Source organism: Bacillus cereus group sp. MG9 (genome assembly GCF_040459995.1).
GTDB classification, from domain to species: Bacteria; Bacillota; Bacilli; order Bacillales; family Bacillaceae_G; genus Bacillus_A; species Bacillus_A mycoides.
On sequence record NZ_JARVHC010000001.1, the window covers coordinates 168,514 to 185,087 of the forward strand.

A 16,574-nucleotide genomic window follows, 5' to 3' on the forward strand; every position below is an offset into this window, starting at 1 on the left:
TCCTTATTATTTCTCTGGTTTTATATAAGGAACAACTTGTGCAGTAGCCCCTACAGAAGCACCGCGAATAAAGTCTTGGTTTTCTAATTCCTTAAAGTTTTCCGTTTTTCCTGTTAGCATAACCCCTAAGATTTTCACTTGATCGAATGGTTTGTTTTCGTTTGATTTTAAAAATTTTTGAATGTCCTTGTCATACCCATCATTATATTGTTTAAGGGAATCAAAGAACCTTTTGTACGATTCTTCGGGAGGGGTTCCTGGCTCAAATCCGTAAACTGGCATACCAGCAGGGCCTCCGCTCTCATCTCTAATAGGTGAGACCATATATAGCCATACGATATTTAAGTTATCCGGTATTTTTGTTTGAATTTCTTTTAATGTATAAGGTTGATCGAAAGAGATAGCGACTTCCGCAACATAGTTTTCCATTTTGGAAACTGCACTTAATTCATTTTTGACTCCATCGTAATATTCCTTGATGGCCGGATTATAAAATGTAGCAACTTTATTTTTCGTTTGTTTATCGTAATTATAAGACTCTTTATTAGACCTACCCCAATGAGTTCCTGGTATTAACTCATTGTAATCGATGTTAGAGCGAAACCAATCGTAAGGGCTTGTCAGTGTATTCCATCGCACTACGTAACCATTAATGTTTTTAGAACGATTGGATGTGATATTGCCGCCAAACATAGATGAACTACTCGTTACTTGAGAATCAATTTGTATATTCGGTTCTGCAATTGCGTTATGTAAAAAGAGTTTTTCGTGAAGCTTCGTAGAGCTTTTTGCTGCGAAGTAATTGCCAACTTTATAAAATATAGGGATAAGTATGATTACAACGATAATAGAGGTAATAATATTTTTAAATAACTGTTTTCTTTTAGCTTTTTTTAATGCATCTTTTAAAGAAGTATCCATTAAGGTTTTCCTCCTATTTTTGAGTGAACTGCTTTACGTGCACGATGTAACTTTTGTTTGACGCTGTTTACTTGAATATCTAGTATTAGGGCGATTTCCTCATATGAAAAGTTGTAGTAGTACTTTAAAAAGAAGGCTTCTTTATATTCTAGTTTTATATCTTTTAATAGATAGAAAATCTCATCTTTATTTAAAACAGCGTCTAATTCTCGGTCTGTATATTGTAATTTTGAATAAATCTCTTCAGTTAAATAGATGTTTTGTTGCTCTTTTTTCCTTTTCAAGTCAATGTATTCGTTTAATGCGACTCTGAAAAACCATGGACGTATGTTACCCTCGGTTAGATCATCTAGCAATGTGTATACTTTATAGAAGGTATTTTGGATGATGTCTTCTGCATCTTCTTTTATAGCCCCTTTCGCTAATAGTAGTTTGAACACTTCCTCTCCTAAATTGATAAGATAGGAGGTCAATATATTTTCTTTTCCCATCACTTTTCCTCCCTACACTTATACAACGGATAGGTAATGATAAATGTATACACTTAAATTAAAATTTTGTTCTTTATACAAATAGAAAAGGCATATAACAATCATATGTTATATGCCTTTTCTATTATATGTTTAGTAATCTATTTAGGTAATGTAAATTTAGCTTTTTTACCCTGTGAAATATCTTTTGCTTCTTTATTTCTCATAGGTCCTAACTCAATCTCGAAGCTTTTGTCTTTCAAAATCTTTTCATACTGCTCTTGGTCTAAAATATATACTTGCAGTAACTCTCCAGATGTTCCTGTTTTGACTGAAGCGTTATAGTCGTAATTTAATAGCATACCTTCATTAATCGTATATTGTGTACCATCATTCACTCTTAATGTAGAGCTTATAGGAGATAGTGAAACGTCTTGAGCATCTTTGTTATCAAGCTTGAATTTTACTGTTAACAGAACAAGACCGTTTTTAAAATTTGCAAAGCGTGGAGCTTCGACGGAATTTGGTGTGAATTGAGTGAATTGGTATCCGTCTAATGTAACATTAACAGCGCCTAATTCTTGGCTGTTATTAATACTTGATTTCTCTTTTAACATTTTTTTATCGCCCATGTTATTAGCTGTAGCTTTATCTTGGTAGAAAGTGTTATCTGTTGCAACCTTTTCAGCACCTTGTTTGTTTAAACTTAATGAAAAGCTTCCAGGACTTCCGATTGGAGCATCAAATTTTCCTTTATTAGCTTGTGCAGTTGGGACTGTGACTGAGACCGTTGAGAGATTTGAAATTTTCGCTAGATCATCTTTTCCGAATGGATAAGCGATATAACCAGAAATAGTTTCTCCTGCTTTTACTAAGTAATCATTCGTTGGAGCAAGCTTAGTTGGTAGCTGATCTTCTGTTGGAATTAAATCTCTATAGTTACTATATGCTTTCTGAGCACCAGTAAATGACATGTCCAATGCTGGCATATAATAAATATCTTTAGCTGAACTATTTTTTACGCTGTAGTTCACAAGAATAACTCCGCCCTCTGTTTGACGATTAAACGGAATGTCGAAGTTTGTATGGAATCCATTTAATTCAACTAATGTATAACCATTCATTGTTACTGAAACATCTTCAGCTTTATACACTTGTGGTTCCTTATTTTCAAAAAGAACTTTTGTTTTACCACCTGTTTCTTTTTCCATATAGGAAATCAGCTTAGAGTAATCGCTTGAGCTAGTAGCTGTATTTTCAGGCTTTTTATCTTCAGCTTTTTTATCTTCAGCTTTTTTATCTTCGGATTTTTTATCTTCAGGTTTATTTTCTTTCGTTGTATCCGTTTTTTCTGTTTTGTTTTCTTGCGTTACATCTTCTTTTTGTTCTTTATTTGTCGTATCGCTTTGACCACAGCCAGTTATTACAAAAGCTGCTACGATTAGTGTAGAAAATAAAGAAAGTAATTTTTTTGACATGTTTCTTCCCCCTATTTGTTTAAAACCAGTTGGGTCTGTATAATCAGACCCTTTATATCTCTCACATTAGCCCCACGTTTTATTATAAGAAAGTGAACCAGTATTTACCAGTGTTTTTCTGATTGTTTTTATTATTTTGGTATCTTAATGGTTATTTTTAATAGAAACATATTTAAAGCTTATATAGGTAATTACAATATTTTTCCGCCAAAAGAGAGAGAAGATTATCTTTTCTATTTTAAATATTGAATCTTTTTGTTAGAGTAAATAATAGAGATATATTGAAAGGGGACAAAGACTCGATATGTGGATGAACTTGTAATGATTAGAAATTAGATAGATGAATTTTTCTCTCATAAGTGAGGGTTTATTTAGCTATCTGTAAATCATTCAAGGACTGCATATTTAGCTTGTACATCCCTTTTGTAAGGATAGATGCCTATTTTATGTATCTGTCTTTTTTGTGGGAAAGTTTATATCTCCTATATAAAATATGCGTCCTTTAAAATTGGAGGAGTATATGATGAATCAATTAAAAAATAAAATAGCAGTTGTTACAGGTGTAAGTCGTCTAGACGGTATAGGAGCAGCTATTTGCACGGAGTTAGCAGAGGCTGGATACGATATATTTTTTACGTATTGGACAGAATACGATAAAGAGATGCCTTGGGGCGTTGATGAAAATGAACAAATACAATTAAAAGAAGAGTTGATACAAAACGGTGTCAAAGTATCGAGCATGGAGTTAGATCTAACTCAGAATGATGCATCAAATCAGCTTATAAATAAAGTTACTGAACAATTAGGGTACCCTCATATATTAATTAATAATGCAGCATATTCTACAAATAATGATTTCTCTAATTTGACTGCTGAAGAACTAGATAAGCACTACATGGTAAATGTTCGTGCGACTACATTGTTAAGTAGTCAATTTGCCCAAGGTTTTGATAAGAAATCTGGTGGTAGAATTGTGAATATGACGTCGGGACAATTTAAAGGACCTATGGCAGGAGAATTAGCGTATGCAACAACGAAGGGAGCAATTGACGCTCTTACTAGTACGTTGTCAGCGGAAGTGGCCCATTTAGGGATAACAGTGAATGCAATTAATCCAGGTCCAACTAGTACAGGATGGATGACTGAGGAGATAAAGCAAGGATTAAGACCGATGTTTCCTTTCGGCAGAATTGGTGAGCCAAAGGATGCAGCAAGACTTATTAAGTTTTTAGTGGGCGAAGAAGCCGAATGGATTACAGGGCAAGTTATTCATTCAGAAGGTGGATTTAAGAGATAATTTTATAATTAAAAAGAAGGTATCTCATTTCAATGAGATACCTTCTTTTTAATCTTTCTTCAATCTTCGTGCAACACCATTCCCTAAAGACTGTAATCCTTGAACGAGGATAATCAAAATAAAGACTGTTGCATACATTACTTCAGGTTCGTAGCGTAAATGTCCGAATCGATATGCTAAATCACCAAGGCCGCCAGCACCTACAAGTCCAGCCATTGCTGTTGCACCGATTAAGCCGATCGTTGCGATTGTTAATCCAAGTACGAGAGACGGGCGAGCTTCTTTAACCATAACGTGCCAAATGATTTTTAAAGTAGAGACTCCCATTGCTTGATATGCTTCAATGACACCGCGATCCACTTCTAATAAAGCAGTTTCCATTAAACGGGCAATGTAAGGGGCTGTGAAGACAACAAGTGGTACGATAACACCTTGCACGCCAATGGACGTTCCCATTAGAAACTTTGTAAAAGGTAAAATGAAGAATAATAGAATGATAAATGGAAGAGAACGAATGATATTAATAACTGTATTAAGAATAGGATAGATAATCTTATTTTCTCGCTGTCCACCAGGTCTCGTTAAAACAAGTGTGACGCCGAGTGGTAATGCAATAAGAATAGAGATAAGTAGTGAAATAGATGTCATTTGAAATGTTTGAATTGTTGCTTCCCATATTACGTTACCCCACTCATCCAAAAAGGACTTGTTTCCCATAATCTGTTCTACCTCCTTCTACGATGATCCCTTGTTCTTGTAAAAATGATAAGGCACGGTGTACTTCACTTTTTTCACCTTGCATATGAACGGTCAGTTTCCCATATGCCTCATGTTTTAACTGCGTAATATTGCCTGATAAAATATTCGGATATACGTGGAAACGTTTTGTAGCGATAGCTAACGCTGGTTCTCCTGAAGCGGTTCCTATAAATGAAAGTGTTACGATTTCCCCGGTGCTTTGTAGTTCTTTCTGTACATCTTCTGGAATTTTAGCTGCAAACGCGCTATTTACAAATTTCTTCGTTGTTACATGTTGTGGGTTTGTGAAAATATCTTTTACGGTTCCACTTTCGACTACCGCCCCATGTTCCATTACAGCAACTTGGTCACAAATACGCTGGATGACATTCATTTCGTGTGTAATTAGCAAAATCGTAATTCCGATTTCTTCGTTGATCTTTAATAATAAATCAAGAATAGAATCGGTCGTTTCCGGATCTAATGCGCTCGTTGCTTCATCACTTAATAAAACTTCAGGCTCATGAGATAGTGCGCGAGCGATCGCTACACGTTGTTTTTGACCACCAGATAATTCACTTGGATAGGCATCTTTTTTATTAAAGAGATCAACAATGCGTAAATACTTTTCTACCCTTTTTTCAATTTCATTTTTGGGAAGACCAGATAGACGTAAGGGTAGTGCGATATTTTCATAAACGGTAACGGTTTTAAGTAAATTGAATCCTTGAAAAATCATGCCGATCTTTTTTCTCGCCTTTGCGAGTTCTTTTGTCGATAAGGTTGTTAACTCTTGTTCATTTACAATGATATCTCCTGTCGTTGGTTTTTCTAATAAATTTACACAACGGATTAATGTACTTTTACCAGCGCCACTATATCCGATGATTCCAAATACTTCGCCCTTTTTTACTTTAAGGGAAGTTGATTTAAGAGCCTCAACATTCCCTTTTTTTGTTGTAAATACTTTGGAGACATTTTTTAATTCAATCATTATAGTCAGCTCCTACCAAGACGGTAAAACAGAACCATCGAATTTTTTCTCAATGAAATCTTTTACTTCTTTAGATTGATAAGCTTTCTTTAATTTATTAACAACAGCATCATCTTTATTTTCAGTACGAACAACGACCCAATTCACATATGGTGAATCTTTTCCTTCGCGGAAAATAGAATCTTTCGCTGGGCTTAATTTTGCACCTAATGCAAAGTTTGTATTAATTGCAGCTGCCTTTACTTCACTTAGTTGTGTTGGTAATTGAGATGCCTCTAATTCAACAATCTTTAAATTTTTCGGGTTTTCAATTACATCTTTTGCAGTCGCTTTTTCTGTAGCTTTTGGATCAACCTTTAAAACACCTGCTTTTTCAAATAGCTTTAAAGCACGAAGCTCATTTGTTGGATCATTTGGGACAGCGATTGCATCGCCCTCTTTTAATTCTTTTACATCTTTTAAGCTTTTAGAATATACACCCATAGGGAATGTTACTGTGGAAAATACTTCAGTTAATTTCATGTTGCGTTCAGCTTTAAATACGTCTAAATAAGATTTAGTTTGATAGCTATTTACATCGAGGCTTTTTTCATCTAAAGATACGTTTGGTGCTACATAATCATTAAATACCTTTACATCAATTTCGAGACCATCTTTTGCTGCCACTTCTTTTACCTTTTCAAAAATTTGTTCATGCGGTCCGCCTGTTACACCGACAGTAATCTTTTTCTCATCTAATGCTTTTACCTCTTTATCAGAATTAGCACCACACGCACCTAACAATAATACAGCTCCGCTTACAATACTTAATAATACCTTTTTCATCTATAATTCCCCCTTAATATACGTTCCAAAATAAAAAGCACCTCTCAAAAATAAGAGAGGTGCCGAATAGACGAAATAGGTTCCTCTCTTATCTTCCAAAACGAAAATCGTTCTGCAGGAATTAGCACCTTAGCTTATACGTTCTAAGCTCGGTTGCCGGGCATCATCGGGCCAGTCCCTCCGCCACTCTTGATAAGAGTATGTGTATGTAGTTTTTAAATATGGTACTAATAGTAAATCTTACAAAAAGAATTGTCAATATTATTTTCTGAATATATTTTATTTTAAGGTAATCGAAACGTTCCCTTTTTTATGTCCCTTTTCCACATACATATGAGCTTCAGCAATTTCTTCTAATCGGTAAGTTCTATCAATAACGGGCTTTAGTTTTTCCGTTTCGACTAGTTTTTTAATAGAATCATATCCTCTTTACTTACCTTGGCCATCATTCCATTAACAGATACATATTTTCCATTGGGTGTTAATGTATTTGTACAAAGGGATTTTTTATACTTCCCAACTGCATCAAATATAATATCGTAGCATTTGCCTTGCTTAGTAAAATCTTCTTTCGTATAATCAATTACTTTATCAGCTCCTAAAGATTGCACGAGTTCAAAATTTGAATTACTACAAACAGCCGTAACGGTCGCGCCGAAATATTTAGCAAGTTGTACAGCAGCTGTTCCTACTGATCCGGAGGCACCATATATGAGCACTTGTTGCCCTTTTTTTATACGGCCCTTTCTCAGGAAATGTAATGCTGAAGTTCCACCAAAAGGAATAACTGCCGCTTCTTCATACGTCACATTGGTAGGTTTTAATGTTATTAATCCACTTTCATGTACGCATGTGTACTCGGCATAACCACCGAGGTTTAGTTCTGTTAATGCAAAAATTGGATCACCTTTTTTAAATTGAGTTACATCTGTTCCTACTTCTTCGATTTCACCGGATAACTCTACGCCGAGTACAGGTTTTCTCGGTTTTCTGAAACCTAATATGATCCGCATAGGAATCCAAAATAAGAGGGGGCTATTAAAGCCGCGTATTCTACAATCTCCAGTCGTTACACTTGTTGCGTGAATTTTAATTAATACTTCGTTCTTTTTAGGTGTAGGTTTCTCTATATTTTGAAGCTGAAGAACGTTAGGTGGTCCATACTGTGTGCAAATAATCGCCTTCATAATGACCTCCTGAAATGAGTTGTTGTTATTTACATCATATTTAAAATCTTCATTAAACATGTCGCTATATAGCGAATATAGATTGAAAATTGTATAGATTTCATAGGGAAAGAGGTGATATTATTTTGGGAAAGGGGGCGACGTTATGAAAAAAAATATTTTTATTTCAAGTTTAGTGCTTGCAATCAGTCTAGGGGTAGGGTGTAGCAATGAGAAAACAACAAAGACTGATGAACCGAAAAAAGAAGCCATGCAAAAAGAAAAGGAATTAGAAGCGAAGGATGTTTTCAAGAAAACGAACGAAGCTTTTAAAAATGAAGAAAATGTAACGATGACATATGATGTAGGGTTAAAAGCTGAGGGAACAGAGATGGATATATTAAAGGCTAAGATGCAATTAGAGCCAAAGACAAAGAATTCTCGTTCTGAAATGAATATTTCTGGTACAGATGTTGTAGTGTATACTGTGGATGGTAAAGTTGCTGGTGAGGTGAAAAACCCTAATACAGGAGAAGTTATAACCGTACCAGAGGAGCAATTAAACGCTGGTGGAATGAAAGCGACTCAAGATATTATAGATAATTTAGAAGTACCAGCAGTAGTTTTAGATAAAATGAAGATGGAGAAAAGCGGAGATAAATATAAACTGAAATTTACATTAAAAGGGCAAGAAACAGAAAGTATGTTAACTAGCATGGATGAAACGCAGAAGAAAATGTTACAAGCACAAAATGCGAAGATAGAAGAAGTGGATGCAGAATATATCATTACAAAAGATTTTAAATATGAATCAGCGAAGATAGATATGATTATGAGTAGTAATGGTAAGGATAAGGCACACATTATTACGAATGCAAAATATACGTCGTACGAAAAGTTTGAGCCAATACAGCTGCCAGCAGCAAAGTAACAGTCTTGATGAGGGAGGGACCTAAAATAAAGGGTCTCTCTCTTTTTTGTTAATACCTTCTTCGTAGGAAAGTAGGTACAATATGAAGAGGAAGAACGTTAGAAGAGGAGAGTGCCATTTGAAAAAAAGAAAGATAGCAGTTGTTATTGTAGCGTATACAGTGTTGCTCGCGACATCTGTATATACATACAAAGGGCAACTGGATCATCCTATTATGAGTGATGTAGGGAAGTTGCTTCCAACGAAAATTAAACGTGTTGAAAATGCTGAGGATGAACGTTCATTAAAACAGTTAGTGCAAGATGCAAATGTTTCTGGAGAGAAGATTTCTATTGCAGGTATGCAACATAGCCAAGGTGGGCAGACGTATTATCCGAACGGTACGATGCTTGATATGAAAGGGTATAATGAAATATTAGAATTCGATCCGGAGAAGAAGAGGATTAGGGTGCAAAGCGGTGTCACATGGAATGACATTCAAAAGAAAATCAATCCATATGGTCTTGCGGTTCAAGTAATGCAATCTCAAAACATTTTTACTGTTGGTGGTTCATTAAGTGTAAATGTACATGGGCGTGATATTCGTCATGAAGCATTGATTGATACAGTAGAGTCGTTCAGATTGTTAATGGCAGATGGTACGGTGCGTAATGTAAATAGAGAAGAAAATGCTGACTTGTTTCCATATGTAATTGGGGGATATGGATTATTTGGTGTGATTTTAGATGTGACGCTACAGTTAACAAACGATGAATTGTATGAAACGCATACGAAAGTACTAGATTATAAAGAATACTCTTCATACTTTAAGAATAAAGTGCGAAGGGATGAGAATATACGTATGCATTTAGCACGTATTTCTGTTGCCCCAAATTCATTTTTAAAAGAAATATATGTAACAGATTATGTACTGGCAGAAGATCAACAGAAGCTGGGAGAGTACAGCAAATTAAAAGAAGAAAATATTATAGCTGCACCGAAATTTTTACTTGGGTTATCACGTTATAGTGACTGGGGAAAGGGCGCATTTTGGGATATACAAAGAAGTTATTTTGAACGTACAGATGGTAAGTACGAAACTCGAAATAACGTAATGAGATCTGATAGTGCTTTTATGGAATACGATAATCCAAACTTGACCGAAGTTTTACAAGAGTACTTTGTACCGATAGATGGTTTTGCAGCGTATATAGATGATTTGCGAAGCGTTTTAAATGAAGAGGAATTAAACCTTCTTAACATTACAATCCGCTATGTAGAAAAGAATGAGAATGCGGTGCTATCTTATGCGAAAGATGATATGTTTGCGCTTGTGCTTCTAATTAATCAAGGGCGTTCTGAAGATGAAATAAAGAAAACAAAAGTGGTCATTCAAAAGATGATTGATGTTACGTTAAAGCATAATGGAAGTTATTATTTACCGTATTATTCTTATCCGGAAAAGGAGCAACTAAAGAAAGCGTATCCTCGCATAGAAGAATTCCTTCAGAAGAAAAAGGAAGTAGACCCAGAGGAAAGGTTTGTGAATTTATTTTATAAGGAGTATAGCAAATGACATATAGAAGATTTGTAGCCTCACAAAGCATTATTATGATGGCAGGTAGTATGGTATTTCCTTTTTATATACTATTGCTTCGAAATGTAGGAAATAGTTTCTCGCAATTTGGCTGGGCGTACGGCTTATTTGCCTTAACTTCAGCTCTAGTATATCCGTTAGTTGGAAGAATCTCTGATAGGGTAGGTGATAGAAAGTTATTAATTATATACGCATGGTCCATGGCTATATTAATGCTTTTTTTCCCTATTGCAACAGAAGTTTGGCATGTATACATTCTCCAAATTTTAATGGGTATTTTAGGTGCTGTGCAGCGTAATACGGAGAAGACATCGTTAGCACGAAAGGTAGCGCATAAGGAAGCTGGTTACGAAATTGGAAAATACCATGTATGGACATCAATTGGGGGCGGAGTAGCTATAATTGCAACTGGTTACCTAGTGGATTTCTTTACGATAGGGACTATTTTTTACATTGCTTCAGTTTTATATGTAGTTAGTGGATTTGTATTAAGCCGCGGTGATAAGTAATTAAAAGTATTTCCATTCCCATTTTTACCTGATTACCCTTTATTTGTTATACTTATGGAGAAGACAAAAGAAAAGGGGACATTGCCTTTGATGAAATTTATAGTTTTAGCTATTCTCACTTTGTTTTTGATTCCATGGACTAGAAGCGGTAATAAAATTCGCGCGGTGAATAAAGGAGGAAATGAGAAAGTTGTAAAGGGTAAGAAATCATCTATTTTAGTTATTCCTGTTTTATTTTGGATAGGTATTGCAATCTATGAATATTTCTGGCTAATTGATGATCGAGCAGATTCTATTCTTACTCATTATTCTGTTGCAGTAGCGATTTTAATTGGGCTTGTTTTATTCTCACAAGAGCAGGTAGGGAAATTAGAAGGTACGTTAAAAGGACTTCTAATGTTTGTTTTACTCGCAAGTTACGGCTATTTTGGTTATTTGCACGATATAGTAATCTCGCAAAAGAAATATGATTCGGTCGTGAAGGTAGAGAAAGATATTTCAGAGCCATTTACTGAAAATGATCAGCCGTTTACAGTGCCGCCTAAAACAGCGGAAAATAAAATGAAAAAGGTATTTGGTGATATTCCGAAAGTAGCTTATTTTGAGCTAGGGGAATTAACGCCACAAATGGTAAATGGTGAAGCCTTGTATGTAGCACCGATAGAAGTTTCAGGATTTTTTAAAGCACGTAAAGCGGAAACAATTCCAGGTTACGTAACAATGTCAGGTACGAATCCTGATGCGGAAGCGAAACTGCATCTTGGTTATAAAATGAAATATGTGCCGAGCATGTTTTTCGGTAATAAATTAGAACGTGTCGTTCGAAAAGCAGAGCCAGATTTAGTTTTTAAAGGGAAACCAAAATTTGAAGTTGATGATAAAGGGAAACCGTATTATACAATGACGTATGGTGAATTTATTTCAGGAAGATCTGGATTTGAAGTAGAAGGTGTTGTAGTAGTAGACGCACAAACAGGTGAAGTGAAAAGATACGACAAAGGAAAGGCACCTAAATTCGTTGATGGCGTATTAAATCACGAGACTGCATCTACATTAAATACGTATTTCGGTAAATATATTCACGGATTTTGGAATACGAAATTCTCACAAACTGACATGAAGATGCCGACTGAGTGGGGGACGAAGGAAGGCGTTACGCCAATCTTCGGAAAGGATGGTAAACTGTATTACTTTACAGATTTCACCTCTCCGAAAGAAGGCGTAGATTCTGCCCTCGGCTACTCATTAGTTGATGCACGTACAGGAAAGTTGTATTATTACAACGGAAAAGAAGTGAAGGGAATTATGGACGGTTCGGCTGCTACAGAAGTAGTGGATAATTCCTTTAAGAGAGAGAAATGGCATGGAACAATGCCGGTTATTTATAACGTATATGGTAAACCTTCTTGGATTGTACCGGTTATTGATGACGGCGGATTAGTACGTGCTCATACTGTCATATATGCTTCTAATGCAAAAGTGTTTGCAACAGGTTCAACGCAAAAAGAAGCACTTGAGAATTATAAAAATGCGCTGAGCGGAAGTGGTGATTCATTTAGACCGACCTCAAATGGGAAAGAAGCGCAAAAAGAAGGTACTGTACAACGTGTGTATAAAGAAAAATCAGGTGAAAATACGATTGTGTACGTACTATTAGAAAACGAGCAAAAAGTATTCATGGTACCGGCGAAGAAATTCCCATATGCAATGTTTACAGAAGTAGGAGATTCAATTCAAATCACATATTTAGACACAGGAGAAATGATGGCATCTGTATCTAAATTTACAAATAGTAATTTGAAAAAGTAAAGCGATAGAGATTCTATCGCTTTTTTTACATTATTAAACAGGAAAATACGGTATACTTGACGTATATTTATGTTGTAACTATAATTGTTACGATTAAGTGTTTATATGAAAGGGTGAATGGAAAAAGTGAATGGAGTTAATCACGAAGTATATAAACCTGTAAAGACAAACAGGTTATGGATGATTCTTGTATTAGGGACACTTACGGCAATTGGGCCATTATCTATTGATATGTATTTGCCTTCTTTACCAAAGTTAACGGATGATTTACAAACGGGTGCATCCCTCGCGCAGCTTACATTAACTGCTTGTCTGCTTGGGCTTTCAGTAGGGCAGTTATTTATTGGTTCAATTAGTGACATTTACGGAAGACGCAAACCTCTTATTATCGCTCTTATTATTTATGTTGCTTCTTCTTTACTTTGTGCTGTTGCACCATCTATTTGGAGTTTAGTGCTTTTACGTTTCTTACAAGGTGCTTCAGGATCTGCTGGTATCGTTATATCACGTGCAATGGTACGTGATATGTATTCAGGTTCTGAAATGACGAAGTTTTTCTCATTACTTATGTTAGTAAACGGAGCAGCGCCTATTTTGGCACCGATTATTGGAGGGCAATTATTACAGTTCACATCATGGCGCGGCGTTTTTATCGTTCTTGGAGCAATTAGTGTATTCATGCTAATATCAGCTACTTTCGTATTACGTGAAACATTACCTCCTGAAGAAAGAGAGACAGGTGGATTATCAGGAACGCTTGCAACATACGGAAAGCTTCTGAAAGATCGTTTATTTATGGGGTATGCATTGTCGCAAGGATTAGTAACAGCTGCAATGTTTGCTTATATTTCTGGTTCACCGTTTGTGTTGCAGAACATATACGGAGCATCACCACAGCAATTTAGCTTATTCTTTGCGATTAACGGTATCGGTATTATTATTGCTAGTCAGGTTACGGGCCGTTTAGCAGGGAAAGTGAATGAGAAAACTTTATTCGTTTCCGGTATTATTATTGCGGCTGTTGGCGGTCTATCATTACTACTTACAATCGTATTAGGAATAGGGCTAATCGGTGTTTTATGCTCGTTATTCCTTGTTGTATCAAGTGTCGGGGTTGTATCAACAACTGGGTTCTCGTTAGCGATGAGAAATCAGAAACAGGCTGCAGGAACGGCATCGGCTTTATTAGGTTTATTACAGTTCATTTCAGGAGCACTTGTTGCACCATTAGTAGGTATTGGCGGAAGCAATACCGCATTACCGATGGGGGTTGTTATAGCGCTTTGTGAAATTGGTGCTGTGTTATGTTATCTATTTATGGCCAGAAGAAGTGAGAAGCAGTTTGAACTGCAACAAAGACAAAATTTAGAGGCCTAATTTATAAAAAAGAGCTGATTCAAACATGTGTTGAATCAGCTCTTTTTTCATTTCTTTGAAATAACCCATACAGCGTTGTAAGGTGATGCAAAAGTTATTTGCATAAAGTGACGATACTGTGACAAAAATGTTGGTGTGTATATTAAGATCTCGTCTTAAGTGTAAAAAGTAGGGTGTTCTCGGTATAATAACAAGTGGAGATAAAAGAAACTATAATGATTAATAGCTGTAGATAAAAGGAGAAGAAGAGATGAAGAAGGTTTTGGGTATTGCTGTAATGGGAAGTATGCTCCTTCTAGCAGGGTGTAATGGAAATAAAGATACGAAAGAACCGAAAGAAAAGGTAGAGCAATCTACTGAACAAACAGAAGAGATGAAAGTGTATCGCGAAATACATGAAAAATATGATATGAAGATGAACAAAGAAATTAATAAAGCATTACAGTTATGGGAAGTGGCAAAAGAAAAGGGTGGTAAGGAAATAACGAATGCTAAATATAAAGAAGACGTACAGAAGGTAACGACGGGCATGTTAGAAGATATTGATCATATGCGTAAAGAAATTCGTGTGCCGAAGTCGAAAGAGGACGAACATGAACTATATGTTGGTTTCTTAAATGAAGCAGAACAAGCGATGAAAAAATTACAGAAGTTAGCTAAAGAAGAAGATTCATCGTTGATTCGTGATATAGAAATTAATTTTTCAACAGCATCGACATACTATAAACGCTTTCAAACAGAGGCGAAAAAATAACCTTGCGCATGCGCAAGGTTATTTTTTCTTTTTACCATCTCCGTCTTCATCCTCGGATACTAATACCTTCTGTTCTTCGTGAAATTCTGAAATTGTTTGGCCAGTAATATTATCGAATGGAGTGTAAAAAGAAGTGATGCTTTTCTTTTTAATGAAGAGTTTATCCCGCATTAACGGGCAGTAAGACCCCCACCTCAAAGTTCAGTGAAAGCAAAGAAGTTAGGTAGGGGATCAACTGCCCGTAAAAGCCCGATTGGTGAGGGCTGATAATCAGTGGGGGATGAACAAAACCCCCACTGATTAAAGTTTCACTTTATAGAAGCCGATGATGACAAGTACAAGTATTACGATTGTTAATGGTAATCCTATAGTAGCAAGAAGTAAGGGATCAATTTTATAACTCCTTTAATACAATTTCTTTTTATTATAAGCGAAAGATTGTAATTTCAATAACTAATATAATATAAAACTGATTTTTCTAAATATATCCAATTTGATTGACTTTTCATTTTTTCAGAATTATAATTCAAAATATACAATTTGAACCAAATAATAATATAGCAATTTACTTATCCAGAGAGGTAGAGGGACTGGCCCTATGACACCTCAGCAGCGGGTTCTGTAACAGGAACACCGTGCTAATTCCAGCAAGCAAGTCTTGAAAGATAAGTGATGGGCCTTCGTTTATTAAGCCTTGATCTTATTTTTTAAGATCAAGGCTTTTTGTGTTTTAAGAAGTAGAGAAGGAGTAATGGCAACAAATATGTCAATAAAACAAAGTAAATTCATTTGTTTAGGGGGTTATTGAAGTGTATGTTATTAAAAAACTATCGGTTATGGTATTCACGCTATGGGTCATTACGACAGTAACATTTTTAATTATGCATATTATTCCAGGTGATCCGTTTTCATCAGATGCGAAAATCTTTCCTGAAGAAGTAATACAAAACATGAGAGCGAAGTATCACCTTGATGAACCGTTATGGAATCAGTATGTTGCTTATTTGGATGGGGTAGTTCATTTTGATTTTGGCGAATCTGTTCAATCGACAGGTCAAGGTGTATCGGAAATTATAACAACTGGTTTTGGACCATCGGCAATTATTGGTTTACAAGCACTTGTTATTTCATTGTTAGTCGGAATTGCCGCAGGTACATTTGCCGCGCTATATCATGGGAAAGTGATTGATTATAGTATGAGCTTGCTTGCGATTCTCGGTATTTCTATTCCTAGTTTTATTTTAGCACCACTATTTATACAAGTATTCGCCATACAATTTGAATTACTACCAGTGGCGTCTTGGGGAACATTTGAGCATACTGTATTACCCTCCTTCGCATTAGCGTTAGGACCAATCGCAGTTATTACAAGATTTGTTCGCTCTAATATGATTGAAGTGTTGCAGAGTGATTATATTAAGCTAGCGAGAGCGAAAGGTATACCAATTAAGAAAATCATTATAAGACATGCTCTTCGAAATGCGATTGTTCCGGTACTTACATTTGTTGGCCCATTAATGGCTGGACTTTTAACAGGGACTTTCGTTATTGAAAAAATCTTTTCAATTCCTGGTTTAGGAAAATATTTTGTAGACAGTATTTTCAACCGAGATTATCCGGTGATTATGGGAACAACCATTTTCTATAGTGCGCTATTAATTGTATGTATTTTTATTACAGATATCATTCATCGTATTGTTGATCCGCGCATTCGTTCTATTACGTAAGG

The 16,574-nt window shown here is 35.7% G+C and carries 15 protein-coding genes, 1 pseudogene and 2 riboswitches; of the genes and pseudogenes, 8 read left to right on the top strand and 8 right to left on the bottom strand.

Annotation, left to right across the window (positions count from 1 at the left end; translation table 11 throughout):
* Positions 1–6: 6 nt before the first annotated feature.
* The 3 genes from QCI77_RS00980 to QCI77_RS00990 all read right to left on the bottom strand — a co-directional run bounded on the left by QCI77_RS00980 (position 7) and on the right by QCI77_RS00990 (position 2,869).
* Positions 7–921: a sigma factor regulator N-terminal domain-containing protein gene (locus QCI77_RS00980; protein WP_002029372.1), complete on the bottom strand. Its 915-nt coding sequence runs from the start codon at positions 919–921 to the stop codon at positions 7–9.
* A complete protein-coding gene (locus QCI77_RS00985; RefSeq protein WP_002029371.1) occupies positions 921–1,412 on the bottom strand; it encodes an RNA polymerase sigma factor in 492 nt (163 codons plus the stop codon). The genes QCI77_RS00980 and QCI77_RS00985 overlap by 1 nt, the downstream gene beginning before the upstream one ends.
* Before the next feature lie 140 nt (positions 1,413–1,552).
* The gene (locus QCI77_RS00990) at positions 1,553–2,869 is read right to left on the bottom strand and encodes a DUF5068 domain-containing protein (RefSeq protein WP_353824405.1); all 1,317 of its coding nucleotides are present in this window, start codon (positions 2,867–2,869) and stop codon (positions 1,553–1,555) included.
* A 520-nt stretch (positions 2,870–3,389) separates the two neighbouring features.
* Between QCI77_RS00990 and QCI77_RS00995 the strand changes: the two genes are divergently transcribed.
* The gene (locus tag QCI77_RS00995; RefSeq protein ID WP_353824406.1) at positions 3,390–4,166 is read left to right on the top strand and encodes an SDR family oxidoreductase; all 777 of its coding nucleotides are present in this window, start codon (positions 3,390–3,392) and stop codon (positions 4,164–4,166) included.
* 48 nt (positions 4,167–4,214) lie between these two features.
* Here QCI77_RS00995 and QCI77_RS01000 read toward each other — a convergent pair whose 3' ends face one another.
* From QCI77_RS01000 to QCI77_RS01015, 4 genes and pseudogenes are all read right to left on the bottom strand, one after another.
* Entirely contained in the window at positions 4,215–4,883 is a 669-nt protein-coding gene (locus tag QCI77_RS01000; protein WP_002124718.1) for a methionine ABC transporter permease, read from the bottom strand.
* Positions 4,858–5,898, bottom strand: a complete 1,041-nt coding sequence (locus QCI77_RS01005; protein WP_061674526.1) for a methionine ABC transporter ATP-binding protein — start codon at positions 5,896–5,898, stop codon at positions 4,858–4,860. Before QCI77_RS01005 ends, QCI77_RS01000 begins: the two co-directional genes overlap by 26 nt.
* A 12-nt stretch (positions 5,899–5,910) precedes the next feature.
* Complete coding sequence (locus QCI77_RS01010; protein ID WP_000756967.1) at positions 5,911–6,723, bottom strand: MetQ/NlpA family ABC transporter substrate-binding protein; 813 nt, start codon at positions 6,721–6,723, stop codon at positions 5,911–5,913.
* A gap of 85 nt (positions 6,724–6,808) precedes the next feature.
* A riboswitch (SAM riboswitch) is annotated at positions 6,809–6,922 on the bottom strand.
* Between the two features lie 80 nt (positions 6,923–7,002).
* Positions 7,003–7,910 (bottom strand): annotated as a pseudogene (locus QCI77_RS01015) (NAD(P)-dependent alcohol dehydrogenase).
* Positions 7,911–8,055: 145 nt separating this feature from the next.
* On the opposite strand from QCI77_RS01015, the gene QCI77_RS01020 reads away from it, so the two are divergent.
* The 6 genes from QCI77_RS01020 to QCI77_RS01045 all read left to right on the top strand — a co-directional run bounded on the left by QCI77_RS01020 (position 8,056) and on the right by QCI77_RS01045 (position 14,845).
* Positions 8,056–8,820 carry a hypothetical protein gene (locus QCI77_RS01020; protein ID WP_353824407.1) on the top strand — a complete coding sequence of 255 codons (765 nt, stop codon included), beginning with the start codon at positions 8,056–8,058 and terminating at the stop codon, positions 8,818–8,820.
* A gap of 118 nt (positions 8,821–8,938) precedes the next feature.
* Complete coding sequence (locus QCI77_RS01025) at positions 8,939–10,375, top strand: FAD-binding protein (protein WP_353824408.1); 1,437 nt, start codon at positions 8,939–8,941, stop codon at positions 10,373–10,375.
* On the top strand, positions 10,372–10,905 hold the full coding sequence (locus QCI77_RS01030) for an MFS transporter (RefSeq protein WP_002091456.1): 534 nt from the start codon (positions 10,372–10,374) through the stop codon (positions 10,903–10,905). Before QCI77_RS01025 ends, QCI77_RS01030 begins: the two co-directional genes overlap by 4 nt.
* Before the next feature lie 90 nt (positions 10,906–10,995).
* Entirely contained in the window at positions 10,996–12,714 is a 1,719-nt protein-coding gene (locus tag QCI77_RS01035; RefSeq protein ID WP_353825748.1) for a DUF3981 domain-containing protein, read from the top strand.
* 117 nt (positions 12,715–12,831) lie between these two features.
* Complete coding sequence (locus QCI77_RS01040) at positions 12,832–14,091, top strand: multidrug effflux MFS transporter (protein ID WP_002029359.1); 1,260 nt, start codon at positions 12,832–12,834, stop codon at positions 14,089–14,091.
* A gap of 250 nt (positions 14,092–14,341) precedes the next feature.
* Positions 14,342–14,845, top strand: a complete 504-nt coding sequence (locus tag QCI77_RS01045; RefSeq protein ID WP_016121352.1) for a lipoprotein — start codon at positions 14,342–14,344, stop codon at positions 14,843–14,845.
* An 18-nt stretch (positions 14,846–14,863) separates the two neighbouring features.
* Here QCI77_RS01045 and QCI77_RS01050 read toward each other — a convergent pair whose 3' ends face one another.
* Complete coding sequence (locus QCI77_RS01050; protein ID WP_002029357.1) at positions 14,864–15,016, bottom strand: DUF3951 domain-containing protein; 153 nt, start codon at positions 15,014–15,016, stop codon at positions 14,864–14,866.
* A 395-nt stretch (positions 15,017–15,411) separates the two neighbouring features.
* Positions 15,412–15,517, top strand: a riboswitch (SAM riboswitch).
* 137 nt (positions 15,518–15,654) lie between these two features.
* On the opposite strand from QCI77_RS01050, the gene QCI77_RS01055 reads away from it, so the two are divergent.
* Entirely contained in the window at positions 15,655–16,572 is a 918-nt protein-coding gene (locus QCI77_RS01055; RefSeq protein WP_353824409.1) for an ABC transporter permease, read from the top strand.
* Positions 16,573–16,574 lie beyond the last annotated feature (2 nt).